This is a genomic window from Blastopirellula sp. J2-11, from assembly GCF_024584705.1.
Lineage (GTDB): Bacteria > Planctomycetota > Planctomycetia > Pirellulales > Pirellulaceae > Blastopirellula.
This window is the reverse complement of record NZ_CP097384.1, coordinates 5,865,861-5,881,483: the sequence shown is the minus strand read 5'-3', so window position 1 is coordinate 5,881,483 and position 15,623 is coordinate 5,865,861. Positions and strand designations below refer to the sequence as shown.

Annotated in this window: 9 protein-coding genes; 5 read left to right on the top strand and 4 right to left on the bottom strand. The window is 56.5% G+C overall.

Annotated elements, in window-relative coordinates; genetic code table 11:
• Positions 1-3: 3 nt before the first annotated feature.
• On the bottom strand, positions 4-4,278 hold the full coding sequence (locus tag M4951_RS23375; protein ID WP_262024013.1) for a hypothetical protein: 4,275 nt from the start codon (positions 4,276-4,278) through the stop codon (positions 4-6).
• Positions 4,279-5,144: 866 nt separating this feature from the next.
• Here M4951_RS23375 and M4951_RS23370 point away from each other — a divergent pair.
• The gene (locus M4951_RS23370) at positions 5,145-6,575 is read left to right on the top strand and encodes a sulfatase (protein ID WP_262024012.1); all 1,431 of its coding nucleotides are present in this window, start codon (positions 5,145-5,147) and stop codon (positions 6,573-6,575) included.
• Positions 6,576-6,677: 102 nt separating this feature from the next.
• Positions 6,678-7,910, top strand: coding sequence for a PQQ-binding-like beta-propeller repeat protein (locus M4951_RS23365; protein ID WP_262024011.1), 1,233 nt, complete (start codon positions 6,678-6,680; stop codon positions 7,908-7,910).
• A 10-nt stretch (positions 7,911-7,920) separates the two neighbouring features.
• Here M4951_RS23365 and M4951_RS23360 read toward each other — a convergent pair whose 3' ends face one another.
• The 3 genes from M4951_RS23360 to M4951_RS23350 form a co-directional block, all read right to left on the bottom strand.
• Positions 7,921-8,688 carry a hypothetical protein gene (locus M4951_RS23360; protein WP_262024010.1) on the bottom strand — a complete coding sequence of 256 codons (768 nt, stop codon included), beginning with the start codon at positions 8,686-8,688 and terminating at the stop codon, positions 7,921-7,923.
• A gap of 136 nt (positions 8,689-8,824) precedes the next feature.
• The gene (locus tag M4951_RS23355) at positions 8,825-10,639 is read right to left on the bottom strand and encodes an alpha-amylase family glycosyl hydrolase (RefSeq protein WP_262024009.1); all 1,815 of its coding nucleotides are present in this window, start codon (positions 10,637-10,639) and stop codon (positions 8,825-8,827) included.
• A 71-nt stretch (positions 10,640-10,710) separates the two neighbouring features.
• Positions 10,711-10,881, bottom strand: a complete 171-nt coding sequence (locus M4951_RS23350; protein WP_002655848.1) for a DUF1328 domain-containing protein — start codon at positions 10,879-10,881, stop codon at positions 10,711-10,713.
• A gap of 241 nt (positions 10,882-11,122) precedes the next feature.
• Between M4951_RS23350 and M4951_RS23345 the strand changes: the two genes are divergently transcribed.
• From M4951_RS23345 to M4951_RS23335, 3 genes are read left to right on the top strand one after another with little or no spacing between them, the layout of a single operon-like run.
• The gene (locus M4951_RS23345; RefSeq protein ID WP_262024008.1) at positions 11,123-11,857 is read left to right on the top strand and encodes an ABC transporter ATP-binding protein; all 735 of its coding nucleotides are present in this window, start codon (positions 11,123-11,125) and stop codon (positions 11,855-11,857) included.
• A 2-nt stretch (positions 11,858-11,859) separates the two neighbouring features.
• On the top strand, positions 11,860-14,226 hold the full coding sequence (locus M4951_RS23340) for an ABC transporter permease (protein ID WP_315985779.1): 2,367 nt from the start codon (positions 11,860-11,862) through the stop codon (positions 14,224-14,226).
• A gap of 2 nt (positions 14,227-14,228) precedes the next feature.
• Positions 14,229-15,620, top strand: coding sequence for an efflux RND transporter periplasmic adaptor subunit (locus M4951_RS23335; RefSeq protein ID WP_262024006.1), 1,392 nt, complete (start codon positions 14,229-14,231; stop codon positions 15,618-15,620).
• Positions 15,621-15,623 lie beyond the last annotated feature (3 nt).

Below are 15,623 nucleotides of genomic sequence, written 5' to 3'. Positions count from 1 at the left end.
TTGCTACAGCCAAGTTTCGTCCAGCACTTCGGTCAGCGCCAGATCAAATTCGTCGCCGCCGATCGATTCCCCTTCCAAAGGAGGTTCGCCTGCGATTACGATCGTCACCGTACCGACAGCGGCCACGCTGGTGAGCGCGCCGTCATTGATGACCACTTCGACCGTGCGATCGGTTTCGGTCGGAACTTCCGCGCTGTTTTCATAGGCGAGCGTACGCAGGACCAACTCGTAGTTGGCCAACGTATCTTCTCCGGTGAGCGTCAGAACTCCATTGAGGTAGCTCGCTGTAATTGCCGTCCCGGTCGTATTGACCGCCAGCAACTCCGAGTCGCCATCGAGCAGGTTCGTGATGGTGACCGTCGCCGAGACCAAGGTGGTGCTGTCGACATCGGTTACCGTCAGATCGGTATCGACAATCGCAACAGGCCCTGCATCCTCGGTAAAGGTCGACGCGAAACCAGTTCCTTCGTCCTCGCCGTTCAGGTCGACTTCCGGCGCGTCATTATCGGCCACCACCGTGACGGTGCTGACCACCGCGACGCTGTCGTCCGTACCGTCATTGACCGTCACTTCGATCAGGCGATCCGCTTCGGTCGGATCTTGTGAGGTGTTTTCGTAGGCGAGCGTACGTAGAACCAACTCATAGTTGGCCAGCGTATCTTCCCCGATCATGGTCAGTACGCCGTCCACATAGGTGGCGATAATCGACGTACCGGTCACGTCGACGGTGAGAACTTCGGCGTCCCCGTCCAGCAGATTGGTGATTGTCACCGTGGCCGAAGTCAACGTCAGCCCGTCCGTGTCAAACACGCCCAGGTCGGAATCAACGATCGTGACGGGACCGCCATCTTCGGTAAAGGTGACGGCGAAACCGGTTCCTTCGTCCTCTCCGTTCAGATCGACGATCGGCACAGCGTTCGTCAACGTAACGGTGAATGACTCGGAATCAGTTCCCGGAAAATCGGGGTCGTTATCGGTCACTAAGACGACAAACACGAACGGACCTGGGCCGTCCTCAATGCTCGGCGTCCACTCGATCAACGCCGTCGAATCGCCGTTGTTTGTGATCGTCGCCGATTCAGGCATCGTGCTGCTGGGATCGTCAAAATCGAGTTGGAACGTCAGATCGTTCCCCTCCAGATCAGACGCGGTGACGATCACCTGCATCGTCACGCCGACTTGCGCCTCTTGATCGGCGATCGCTTCCAGGTTCGGCGATTCATTCACATCCACGACGGTGACCGTGCTGACCGCTGCGACGCTATCGTCAGCGCCATCGTTGACAACCACTTCGATCACGCGATCGATCTCGGTCGGTTCTTGTGAACTGTTTTCATAGGTGAGCGAACGCAGGACCAATTCATAATTGGCCAGCGTATCTTCTCCGGTTAACGTCAGCACGCCGTCGACGTAACTAGCCGTGATCGCCGTACCGGTCGTCTCCACCGCTAGTTCTTCGTCGGCGCCGTCTAGCAGGTTGGTGATCGTCACCGTGGCCGAAGCCAATGTGGTATTGTCGACGTCGGTCAGCGTCAGGTCGGTATCGACGATCGCGACAGGCCCTTCGTCTTCGGTAAAGGTCGCCGCGAAGCTGGTCCCTTCCTCCTCGCCGTTTAGGTCGACGATCGGCGAAACGTTGACAAGCGTGACAGTGAACGACTCCGAATCGGATAGCGCGTCGATCGCGTCGTCATCGGTCACCAACACGACAAACACAAACGGACCGGGGCCGTCTTCAATACTCGGCGTCCACGAGATCAACGCCGTCGTCTCGCTGGTCTTGGTGATCGTCGCCGATGCAGGCATGTTGCCGCTGGGATCGTCAAAATCGAGCTGAAATTCCAGCATATCCCCTTCCGAATCAGAAGCGGTGACGAGCACTTGCATCTGCACGCCGACTTGGGCTTCTTGATCGGTGATCGCTTCCAGATTCGGCGCGTCATTGACTCCCACGACGGTAACCGTGCTGACCGCCGCGATGCTATCGACGGAGCCATCGTTGACAACCACTTCGATCACGCGCGCGGTCTCGGTCGGATTTTCCGACAGGTTTTCGTAGGTAAGCGATCGCAGGACCAATTCATAGTTGGCCAGCGTATCTTCGCCGGTTAACGTCAAGACGCCGTCGACATAACTGGCAGTGATCGCTGTTCCGGACGTCTCCACCGCCAGTTCTTCGGCCGCGCCGTCCAGCAGGTTGGTGATCGTCACCGTGGCCGAAGTTGCAGTCGTATTGTCAATATCGGTCAGCGTCAGGTCGGTATCGACGATCGCGACAGGCCCTTCGTCTTCGGTAAAGGTCGCCGCGAAGCCGGTTCCTTCCTCCTCGCCGTTCAGATCGACAATCGGCGGATCGTTGACGAGCGTGACGGTGAACGACTCCGAATCGGAAAGCGGTTCGGTCACATCGTCATCGGTCACCAACACGACAAACACAAACGGACCGGGGCCGTCTTCAATACTCGGCGTCCACGAGATCAACGCCGTCGTCTCGCTGGTCTTGGTGATCGTCGCCGATGCAGGCATGTTGCCGCTGGGATCGTCAAAATCGAGCTGAAATTCCAGCATATCCCCTTCCGGATCAGAAGCGGTGACGATTACTTCCATCAATACGCCGAGGTGAGCTTCCTGATCGGTGATCGACTCCAGGTCAGGAGCGTCGTTCACACCGACGACAGTGACCGTGCTGACCGCCGCGACGCTATCACTTTCGCCATCGTTGACGATCACTTCAATCACTCGCGCGGTCTCGGTCGGGTTTTCCGACGTGTTATCGTAAGTGAGCGATCGCAGGACCAGCTCGTAGTTGGCCAGCGTATCTTCACCGGTTAACGTCAAGACGCCGTCGACGTAACTGGCCGTGATCGCCGTTCCGGACGTCTCCACCGCCAGTTCTTCGGCCGCGCCGTCCAGCAGGTTGGTGATCGTGATGGTGGCCGAAGTCAACGTTGCGCTATCGGCGTCTGCAATCGCCAGATCGGTGTCAACAATCGCGACGGGGCCCTCTTCTTCGGTGAATGTCGCACTGAAATCGATTCCCTCGTCGTCCCCGTTCAGATCGACGCTCGGCGCATCATCCTCTAGCAGGATCGTGACGGTGCTGATCGCGGCGACGCTATTGTCGGCGCCATCGTTGACGACCACTTCGATCACGCGCGCGGTCTCGGTCGGATTTTCCGAGCTGTTTTCGTAGGTAAGCGAACGCAAGACCAGTTCATAGTTGGCCAGCGTATCTTCGCCGGTCAACGTCAGCACGCCGCCAACATAGCTGGCCGTGATCGCCGTACCAGACGTCACCACCGCTAAAACTTCGGCGTCGCCGTCCAGCAGATTGGTGATTGTCACGGTGGCCGAAGTCAACGTCGTGTTATCGACATCCGTCAGCGCCAGGTCGGTATCGACAACCGCCGCTGGACCGCCCCCTTCGGTGAAGGTCGCTTCAAAACCAGTTCCCGCATCGTCGCCGTTCAGGTCAGTCGTCGGCGCATCATTGACCGGAATCACCGTAATCTTCGAGGCCGCTTTGACGCTGTCAGAAACTCCATCGTTGACCGTCACTTCAATCGTGCGCACGGCGGCGTCCGGATCTTGCGACGTATTGTTGTACTGGAGCGTTCGCAGGACTTGCTGGTAATTGGCCAGCGAATCAGACCCCGAGAGGAGCAGCTCGCCGGTGTTGGGATTGTAGCTGGTCACCACGATGCTCGTACCGGTGACATCTACCGAAAGCGATTCAGCCGCTCCATCGGGATGATTCAACAGAACAATCTTGGCCGAATCGAGCAGCGGACTATCCGCATCCGTGACCGTCAGGTTTGCCCCGACGGCGGCGACTGGCCCGCCATCTTCCGTAAATTGGCCGTTATATCCGGTTCCAGCCGTGGGACCGTTCAGATCAACCGACGGAGTCTGGTTCCCTTCGGCGGAAACGACAATCGTGAATGTTTCGGAGTCTGCTAGCGGTGTTGTTCCCCGGTCGATCGCAATGACGATGATTTTATGGGTTCCCACCTGACCTGCCGTCGGCGTCCAAGTGAAGACGCCAGAGGTTGAGATCTTCGCGCCTTCCGGCGTGTCTGTGCCGACATCAGGATCGAGCACCAGGCGAATCTGATCGCCGGTCGGCGTTCCACTCGCGTCCAGATCGACCACGGTCGCCCCATTGGCGAACAAATCGATCGTGAAGGCCTGACCCACGACCAGATTGATCTGGGGGACGTTCTCAAGATTGAGGTCCGGCGGGCAATCATTGCCAGGCACGCCGGAAGCCGTCAGCACAACGCGCGGCTCCAGCGATTCCAATAGCGAGATATGATTCCGGCTTCGGCGAGGTTGGGAGGTGGAAGCAAGGAAGGGACGCAATGAGTCTCGATCACGTCGATTTTGCATAGAGATGTTTCTGTAGGTCTTCGTTGGAACAAGGGAAGGAACGGAGGCCGACCAGATTCCATTAGGTCAGTCTAGGTAATGCGCGGCAATTGTAACGGATAGGATCCGAAGTTCACTAATCCACTTTCACGCATGCTTCACGCGGCAAATGGGGACCATGAAATGGCAAATAGCCATAATTTTGCAAGCCTGGGCAAACAGGGAGGTTTGCGGTCCTGTTGTCTGGCGAATCTTCGACTCTAATTCGACTTGGCGACTCAAATATTGGTTCCACAGACATTGGTTTACTCCTCCCAAAATCCCAAGATTCTTGAAAATCGCGTATAAGATTTATTCGGAGAATTCTTTGCAATTGGCCAGGGCGCCTCAGCTAGCATTAATTAGCTTCTGCACCTGGTTTAACAGTCGTTGCAGCCGAATTGTCTTGTGCATTTCGATGTCGCCAATAGCACGAAAGGCGCAAGTCGCTCTCGGCGGCGGAGCGACTATCGGGTTCTGTTTGAAACACGAAACAAAGCCGGCGGATTCGGTAAATTTTACGTAAATTCGCCAAACATGCATTTTCCGACCGGCGCCATGTCACCGCTCAAAACTCCAGTGCCTTGAGTCGAAGGCCGCGAAAACAAACGTCCGCCCTACGGCTCGCCCCCCCAAGATCTGTTTCTGTGCGCGATTTGCGTCACTACTTCCGTCCAGGAATAATGACGAGAACCAATCTGAATCCCCCCTTCGCTCGTCCATTGTGTGAGCCTGCTATGCGAAACGCCCTCCTGACGCTTTGTCTTGCCGTTACCGGCGCCGTTTACGCCGATGCGGCGCAGCACCCGAACTTTGTCTTCTTCCTGGTCGACGATCTCGGCTGGGCCGACGTCGGGTGCAACGGCAGCACGTTTTACGAAACGCCGAACATCGACAAGCTGGCCAGCAGCGGCATGCGTTTCACCAATGGGTACGCCGCTTGTCCCGTTTGCTCGCCGACGCGGGCCAGCATCATGACAGGGCGACATCCGGTACGCGTCGACATTACCGATTGGATCCCGGGGATGAACGCCGAGCGGGTAAAGAACCACCGCTTCCAACAAATCAACGATCGCGATGATCTGGCGCCGGAAGAAACAACGATCGCCGAGTCGCTGCGCGACGACGGTTACTCCACCTTCTTCGCTGGCAAGTGGCACTTGGGCGACCAAGGAAACTGGCCGACCGAGCAAGGGTTCGACATCAACATCGGAGGGCACGATAGAGGCTCTCCCCCCGGCGGCTACTATTCGCCCTGGAACAACCCGGTGCTAGAAGCGAAGCAGGACGGCGAATACCTGACCGAACGGTTGACTGACGAGTCGATTCATTTTTTGGAGACGCGCGACAAGGCGAAACCATTTTTCCTGTACCTGGCCTACTACAACGTTCACACGCCGATTCAGCCTTATAAGAAGCGTGTCGATCACTACCAAGAAAAAGCGAAGCAGTTTGAGGGAGAAACGCCGGTTCAAAAAGAAGGGGGTGGAAAGTCGCGCATGCGGCAGGACAACCCGCAGTACGCATCGATGGTCGCCGCGGTTGATGACAGCGTCGGCGCCATTTTGGCTGCGCTCGATCGTTTGAACCTGACCGACAACACGGTCGTCATCTTCTTTTCCGACAACGGCGGACTGTGCACGGTCGGCGGAGCGGGACCGACCAGCAATTTGCCGCTCCGCTCGGGCAAAGGCTGGTTGTACGAAGGGGGCGTTCGCGAGCCGATGATCATTCGCGCACCCGGCGTGACCAAAGCCGGCTCGGTTTGCGACACGCCGGTCGTCAGCATGGATTTCTTCCCCACCATCCGGTCGCTCGCCGGTCTGCCCGCGCAGCCGAAATTGCACTTGGACGGTCAAAATCTGGTTCCGCTGCTGGAAGGAAAAGCTCCCACCGAAGATCGTGCGTTTTATTGGCACTATCCGCACTATCACGGATCGAAATGGACGCCAGGAGCGTCGATTCGCGACGGCGATTGGAAACTGATCGAATTCTACGAAGAGGATCGAGCCGAGTTGTACAACCTCCAACAAGACCCCGGCGAGTTACAAGACCTGAGCCAATCGAACCCCGATAAAGCGGCCGAGCTACGCCAAAAGCTCCAAGTCTGGCAAACAAAAATGAACGCCAAAATGCCGCAGGAAGTCGCCGAGAGGAAGAAAGGTTAGTTGGCTTACATGCCGCACGATGCAGGTAAACTATCCTAATCCTGAAGCAACTGCGCACTGCGCATCATTTGGCTGACTTCACAAGGAACAGAGCAAATCGTCATGATCGCGCGACTTATCCTCCTGGGCGCCGTTTTCGTTTTGTCTTCCACAACACTGCAAGCTGGAGACTGGCTCCATTGGCGCGGTCCCCATGATTTGGGAATTGCCGAACCTGGACAGAGCCCGCCGACCAAGTTTAGCGATAGTGAGAATGTCGTTTGGAAAACACCGGTCCCCGGTCGCGGCCACTCGTCCCCCATTTTGGTCGGCGATAAAGTTGTGCTGACAACCGCGGACCAAGAAAAGCAAACGCAGTCGGTTCTCTGCTTTGATCGCCAGTCCGGCAATCCGCTCTGGACGACGATCGTCAACACCGGCGGATTGCCGGCCGAGATTCACTCGAAAAACACGCACGCGTCTCCGACCGTCGCATGCGATGGCAAACAGTTGTTCGCCTTGTTCAACAACAACTCGGTGCAACTCGCGGCGCTGGATCTCAACGGCAAGGTCCTCTGGAAGAAACAGGGGCCTTTCCAGCCGCAGCAGTTCAAATTTGGGTTTGGTCCTTCGCCGCTACTCTATGGCGACCTGGTGATCTTGGCCGCCGAGTACGAACAAGGTTACATCGTTGCGCTCCACAAGAAAAATGGCTCGATCGCTTGGAAAATCGATCGTCCGCAGATTAGCTTTTCTTCTCCGATCGTCGCCAAGCTCGCCGGGCGAGACCAGATGCTGATTAGCGGACTCGGCAAGGTATGCAGCTACGATCCGAAGACCGGCAAGCTCCTCTGGTCGGTCGATGGTCCGGCGCTGGCGACTTGCGGCACCGTTGTCTGGTTGGGTGACACGGTCTTCGCCAGCGGCGGCTATCCCGAGAAAGAAACCATCGCCGTCAAAGCGGATGGTTCGGGCAAGGTCTTGTGGCGCCAACCGGTAAGGTGTTACGAGCAATCGCTGGTCGCCGCCGATGGCTACGTCTACGCGGTCAGCGACGACGGGATCGCCTATTGCTGGAACGCTGTGACCGGGCAAGAGATGTGGAAGCAGCGGCTGGGCGGAGGCTCGGTCAGTTCTTCACCCACGCTGGTCGGCGATACGATTTATCTGTTCAACGAGCGCGGCAAATGCTTCGTCTTCAAGGCGAATCCCCAGCGGTTCGAAATGGTCGCTGAAAATCAGCTCGGCGACGAGGCGTTCGCTTCTCCCTCGTTTTGCGAAGACCAAATGTTCATGCGGGCCGCTGATTCAAGCAGCGGAACTCGGCTGGAGACGCTCTATTGCATCGGGCAATAGCGGCGGCGACTTACAACTCTGGCTTCGTCGGATTCTCGATCGGTTTCAAGCTGATGCCGCCAGAGGCGCGTAGCTCCAACTCATAAGTCTTTCCTTCAAGCATCTGAATACTGGCCGCTTCGCCATGCGCGGCGCGGATCCCTTTTTCTTGGGCCGCTCGCGGATCGTTGGCCAGCTTCCAAAAGTCGGACCAGAGCTCGTTTTCAAATTCAGTCGCTTTCGGGTTCTGACCGTAGACCAGCGGACGATCACCCACCTTATCGATATCGGGAACTTCATCCGCCGATTGGGCGTCGCCGAATATTTTACGGAAGAGGAAGATGGAAGTGTTACGAAATGGGTCGTTTTCTTCGACAAACTTGTCCTCAAACTTGACCACCCAATAGTCGATGTAAACGACGTTTCCTTTCACGACAAACTCGCGCGGCGCTCCGATCGCCTGACCTTGGCGATCGACTTCGATAAAACGGATCTTCGAAGTCTTCTTACCAGTCTCCTCATCGATCGTTTGATCGACGACATAAAACTGACCAATGCGGCGATCCACTTTTAAAAGCTTCAGGCGAATCTCCAACTTCTCGATCGCCTCTTTTTTCAGCAAGACTTCCGTTTCGAGCGCAACCACTTTGGTTTGCGCGTCTTGCAGGGCCAGCTCTTTTTCGTGATAGACGTTGTAGCCAAAGTAAGAGGCGAAGCTGAGAACTATCGCGACCAACAACGCCAAAAGCGTGCGAACCGTCGTGTTAATCGTAGAGATCGTATCCATCATCTTCGCCATGAAGGCTTTCCCGGTTGCCGTGCTAATGCTGCGCCTACCGGAATTGTACACCACCACGCGGCGCTGCGAAGTGAAAAAGAGAACGGCCCGCAGCGGGCCGTTCTCAAGAGGTCCAGCACAAAGCAAGCTCTAACGGTTATGCCGGATCTTGCGAGAATATCTGAAAGCTATAGGGGGCAAGCGCCACCGTGTCGGAGAAACGCTGACCATCGTAAGGAGCCGCTTCGGCTTGGGGGTCTCCATCGGCGTAATTGCTGAAATCGTCGCTGTAGACTTTTGCGTCCGAATTCAAACGCAATCGCCAGACGCCCTCTCGGGGAAAACCGATTCGATAGTCATGCAACGCTTGGTTAGCGAAGTTGGCCACCACCACAACGCTGTCGCCGGGACCACCTTCGCACCAGCGACGAAACGCGATCACTTTGTTGGCGTCGTCGAGATGAAAGACATCGATGTTTTGCCCGGTTAATCCACGAGATAATCCTGCGCGATTCAGCCGTAAATGGATCAGATCGCGATAGAGCCGTTTGATTCCGCGAAACTCGGTTTCCAACTCCCATTGGAGCGGCTTGTCATCGCGGAACCATCCATCCTGCAGGAACTCTTGACCTTGAAATAACATCGGGATGCCGGGCGCCGTAAACATCATCGCAGCGGCCAGCGTCGAACGCCGTTTGGCGTAAACGTCATGCGGATGATTTGCACTCACTTCGCTGACGACGCGGGCCTTGCCGTTGGCGACTTCATCATGCGATTCGCTATAGACAACCCGCTGAAAAGCGTCGCCGTTGTAGCGATACAGCAGCGCGTTGCGGACGACTTCCATCGACCGATCAGAATCGTCCAAGATTGTCACGACGCTCCGAATCGGGTGGACAAACTTGGCGTCCCACTGAGAGAGAAAGCCGGCGCCCCCTTCCTCGGGAGACTTGGTTAGCCATTCGTTGTTCTGTAGGTCTTCTGCAATGAGGATGCGACCAGGAAAACGTTTGCGAATGACGTCATTGATCCACCGGGTCATCGACCATCCTTCGGGAAGATCCGTCCCGCCGTCCACGCTGCGAATGAACAGAGTCATGTCGTAGCGGAGTCCGTCGACATGATAATCTTCGAGCCACATCAGCGCGTTGTCGTGGATGTATTGCCGAACTTCGCCGCGACCATAATCGGGACGCGTGTCTCCCCAGGGAGTTTTTGATTTCCAATCATTGTAGAAATAGATTCCCCCTTTCCCGTTTTCGCTCCAGCCGTCAAATTGCCAAATGCTCAAGTCGCTTGGACCGAAGTGGTTGTAGACGACATCCAAGATCACGCCGATGCCGCGACGATGGGCTTCCTTTACAAAGTGCTTCAGCCCATTCGGCCCACCGTAGGCGCCTTCCACGGCGAAGATCTGTGCGGGGTTGTATCCCCATGAATAGTCGCCGGCGAACTCGGCCGCCGGCATCAATTCGATGGCGTTAATCCCCAGGTTTTTCAGATAGTCGAGCTTTTGAATCGCATCCGCAAAACCACCGGGGCCATCTTCGTCCTGACCGTTGAAAGTGCCGACGTGCATCTCGTAGATGACAAGCTCGTTAAAGGTCGGCAGTTGAAATGCGTCCTCTTCCCAGTCAAAGCTGTGCGTGTCGTAGATCACGCCGTCTCCAACCGAATTGGTCACTTCGCGAGCATACGGATCGATCCGTGAAAGTTCTTGCTCTCCGTTGCGAATCAAAAATCGATAACGTTGGCCTGGAACTGCGCCGCTGACGTCGGCGTACCAGAAACCTCGTTCTTCGAGCGCCATCGGATTTGCGTCACCGCTCCAATCGTTGAACTCGCCAACGACGGCGATAGAGTCGGCGTTCGGCGCCCAGACGCGAAACGCGGTTCCATTTTCATGGGGGATCGCTCCCATCCCCAGCTGATGCTTCGTTTCGTCCAGCTTCTGCTCTGCCGATGTCTCCATCGCATTCTCCGCGAACCGTTTCAAGGAACCCTAAACACCAATCCTCCGTAGCGCTCCGTTAGACGTTCCGTTTATACGACAGGACGACGAAAGCCGCCAACAACCAAACTGATGATGAACATAATCACAAACACGACCGCCAGAAATTTGGCGATACCAGCCGCCATACCGGCGACACCGCCAAAGCCCAACAAAGCGGCGATCAACGCAATCACGAGAAATGTAATAGCCCAACCTAACATGACTCTCTCCTTGGAAATGATGGAAGCGTCCGCAAAATTTGACGAACGATTCATGCAAATGCATTTGGCGTGCCAATGGGCGCAAGTCCATAAATAGCAACGCTTTTAGCAACTACTGCGACAAGGATCTGATCGTGCGTCAGCCTGTCAGGCAGCAAGTCAGCCGCGCGGGGCGAGAAGGGGGGGAACGTAAGGTAGAATAGATGGTTTGTACCGAACTCATTGGCAGCCCCGCATTATCATGGTTTCCGATTCTGACCCGACGACAGATCGCTTGGTGATCGTACGGCTGGACCGCGTCGGTCGCGTTTTCACCATGGGCGAAGTGAAAGTCGAAGTGCTGCACGACTTTTCGCTCGATATCTATGAAGGCGAGTTCCTGGCGGTTGTTGGCCCCAGCGGTAGCGGCAAATCGACCATTCTGAACCTGGTCGGCGGACTCGATCAGCCAACTTCGGGAGAAATCTTGTTTCGCGGCGAAGAACTGACCAGCGCATCGAATCGCCGGCTGACCGCCTATCGCCGTGATCATGTCGGCTTCGTCTTTCAGTTCTACAATTTGGCGCCCAATCTGACCGCCCGCGAAAATGTGCTGACCGCAACCGAGATCGTCCGCGATCCGGCCGACGTGGACGAAGTCATCGAGATGGTCGGACTCACCGAGCGGGCCGATCACTTTCCGGCTCAGCTTTCCGGCGGCGAGCAACAGCGCGTCGCGATCGCCCGCGCCGTCGCAAAAAATCCGGCTCTGTTATTGTGCGACGAACCGACCGGTGCGCTCGACTATGCGACCGGCATTAAGGCGCTGCGATTGTTGGTGGACGTCAATCGTCGCTTGGGCGCCACGATCGTGCTGATCACTCACAACAGCGCGATCGCCGAAACGGCCGATCGCGTCGTTCACTTGCGCAGCGGAGAGATTAGCGAACTGGTGGTCAACCAACATCCGATCGCGCCGGAAGAGGTGATTTGGTGAGCATGCTCAACCGCAAACTCGCGCGAGACCTCGTGCAGTCGCGCGGTCTGTTGCTGGCGATCGTTAGCATCATGACGCTGGGGATCGGTCTGTTTGTCGGCATGCAGTCGACTTATCGCAGTTTGAGCGGCGCCAAGCAGCGTTACTACGCCGATTGCCGCGTCGCTGACTTCTGGATCGATCTGAAAAAGTTGCCGCTGGCCGAAGTGGAAGCGGTGCGCCAGATTGAAGGGATCCGCCAGTTGCAGGCGCGGATTCAATTTCCCGCGACGGTCGACCTCGATAGCCGCATCAAACCGCTCAACGGCCTGGTTATCGCCATGCCCCAGCGCCGCCAACCGGTGCTGAATGACATCTTGATGGTTCGCGGCAGCTACTTTACTGGGCGGCGTGACAACGAAGTGGTGATCAATGACAAGTTCGCGGCCGCTAATCGCATCTCGCCGGGCGACTGGATTCATCTGTTGATGAACGATCGCCGACAACAGTTTTTTGTCGTCGGCACGGCGATCAGCGCCGAGTTTACATATCTGCTGGGCCCAGGCGCGCTTACTCCCGATCCCGAGAATTTCGGCGTCTTCTATGTACCGCAGCGTTTCGCCGAAGAGGCCTATGACTTCTCTGGCGCCGCCAATCAATTGGTCGGTGCGGTAGCGCCGGGGACCAATCTGGAGCATTTGCTCGATGACATCGAACTGCAACTCAGTTCGTACGGGGTTTTCTCGGCGACGCCGTTGAAAGATTACACGTCGAACTACTATATCTCGAACGAGATCTCGCAATTGAGCAACTTCGCCACGTTTTTGCCAACAGTCTTTCTGGTGGTCGCGGCGTTGGTGTTAAACGTATTGATGACGCGATTGGCGCGTCAACAGCGTACGATCGTCGGAACCTTCAAAGCGATTGGCTACAGCGACTGGACGTTGTTCGCCCACTTTTTGAAGTATGGCGCCGCAGTCGGGATCGCCGGCGCGATCGGCGGATCGACCTTGGGAATGTTGCTCGCCAAGGGAATGACCGCTCAGTACCAAATGTTGTTTCAGTTTCCCGATTTACACGCCGACTTCTTTCTCTCGACCCATTTGACCGGTCTCGCGGTCAGCTTAAGCTGCGCGATTCTCGGTTCGCTGTATGGCGCTCGATCGATGTTGATCTTGAAGCCGGTTGAAGCGATGCGGAGCGAACCGCCCAAGCATGCAGGCCGAATCTGGTTGGAGCGCCTGCCCTGGTTCTGGAACCGTTTGTCGTCGCCCTGGCGAGCTGCGCTGCGCGGCATGGTGCGCAATCGCGTCCGAACAGCCGTGGCGATTTTTGCATCAATGACCGGCGCGTCGATTCTGGTCGCCGGTCTGATGATGTACGAAGCGACCGACTATTTCATTCGCGTCCAGTTCGAGGAGATCGTCCGCAGCGACATTGATTTGTCTTTTAAAGATGTGGTCGATCGCTCTGCGATCACCGAACTGCAGCGTTTGCCTGGCGCCGATCTGATCGAACCCACATTCAGCGTCGCATGCACCCTCGAAAATGGAGCCCACAATCGGCGGAGCGCCGTGATGGGAATTACGCCGGGAGCAAACTTGACTTCGCCGCGAGACCAACAGGGACGGCGGATCGTCGTGCCGGATGTTGGCCTGATGCTCGATCGGCAGTTGGCTACGATCCTGGAAGTCGGCCGGGGAGATCTTTTGGTGCTGCGACCTGTGCAAGGAGATCAAACGCCGTTGACGGTTCCGGTCACCCAGCTTTGCGACGGCATGTTTGGATTGAGCTGTTACGCCGACATTCGTTATTTGAACAAACTGCGCGGGGAAGAGTTCGCCGCCAGCGGCGCGCAATTGAAAATCAATCCGGCGCCTGGAGAGCTTGACCAGCTTTATCGCGAATTGAAACGAATGCCGGCGATCGAATCGGTGAACGCTCGCATCGATATGATCGCCAACATGCGCAAGACGTTCGTCCAAGGGCAATTGGTGATGATCTTTTCTATTATCTTGTTCGCCGGAATCATCTTCTTTGGCAGCGTGCTCAACGCCACGTTGATCAATCTGGCCGAACGCGAGCGAGAAGCGGCGACGATGGGCGCGCTGGGATATACGCGCTGGGAAATTGGGGCGATGTTCCTGCGCGAGAGCATGTTAGCCAACGTCATCGGTACGCTGCTGGGATTTCCGTTGGGATACGAATTGGTGGTTCTGATGACTTATACGATCGATAAAGATCTGATCCGCTTTCCGGTCGTGACGGCTTCCTGGATTTATTTGGCGGGAAGCGTCGCCTCCATTTCGTTCGCTCTAGCCGCTCATGCGGTCGTCCAGCGACGGATCAACAACATGAATTTACTCGAGGCTCTTCAAGTAAAGGAATAGCCATGAAAAAAAATCGTTCCGGCTCTAGCTGGATAAACAAGTGGTCCATCACTGTGGTCGTGATCCTGGCGATTATCGGCGGCTGGCTGGCGCTGGGACAATCATCCGGCGTGCCGGTGGAAACAATCCGGCCGCTACGCGGTCCGATCGCACAGTACGTCGACGAACAAGGAAAAACCCGCTTGCCGCGCACCTATGAGATCACGATGCCGCTGGCCGGTCGAATCGAAGCGATCGCCTTGGAGCCAGGCGATCCCGTGAAAAAAGGGGAAACCGTCGCACGTCTGGTGCAGAGCGATCTGCAAAATGAATTAGACCAGGCGAAAGCGGCGGTCGAACGATTGACCGCTTCGATCGCAGAAAACGCCGATACCACCGTCGAGGATACCAGCAAAACTCAGGCGTCCCACTTCGTCGAATCGATGAAATCGACCGTCGAAGCGGCCAAGTCGCGAATGGTCGCCGGCAAGTCGCGCCTCGACTATGCGATCACTTTTTTGGGTCGCGTCCAGACGTTAATTCCTTCCGGCGCCAAAACCGAAGATGAACTCGATCGAGCGCAGTTGCGCAAGGTCGAAGCCGACACCGACTATCAGCAAGACATCTTGATTTTTCAGGCGATGAAATCCATTGACGCCGCCACGTTGCTGCTGCCGACCCTAGTGCAGCAGTATATCGATCGCAAAGATTTGACCATCGCCGTGCTGAAACAAGAAAAGCTGGAAGCCGAAGCGCGATTACGTCAAGCGCAGACGAACGTCCAGCGCGGTACGATGATTAGTCCGATCGACGGCGTCGTACTAGAACGATCGATCGTCAACGAGCAGCAACTCGCCGCGGGCACGCAACTGCTGACGATCGGCAATTTGCACGAACTGGAAGTCGAAGCCGATCTGCTGAGTCAGGATGCGGTTAATTTGCATCACGGCTCGCGGGCGCTGATCTATGGCGCGGCGGTTGGACGTGCGCCGGAGAACGGTTTAGAGGGGGTCGTCGAGCGGATTCGACCGGCTGGATTTACCAAACGGAGTTCGCTGGGAGTCGATCAGCAACGGGTCAAAGTGATCGTCCGACTGCGCAGCGGAGAACTGGAAAAGATCGCCGTCGATCGGACGCTGGGCGTCGACTATCGCGTGCAAGTTCGCGCGATTGAAGAAGAGAAAGAGGACGCATTAACAATCCCCCGCGCCTGTCTGTTTCGCGCCGCCGACGGCAGTTGGCAAGTGATGGCCGTTCGCGACGATGTCGCTCGCTTGGTTCGCGTTGAAGTCGGATTGATCAACGATCGCTTCGCCGAGATCACAGCGAACTTGAAGCCTGAGGATCTGGTCATTTTGGCGCCGGACTCAAGCCTCCACGATGGCGACGCCGTGCGTGCGATCGAGCAAAATTAACGC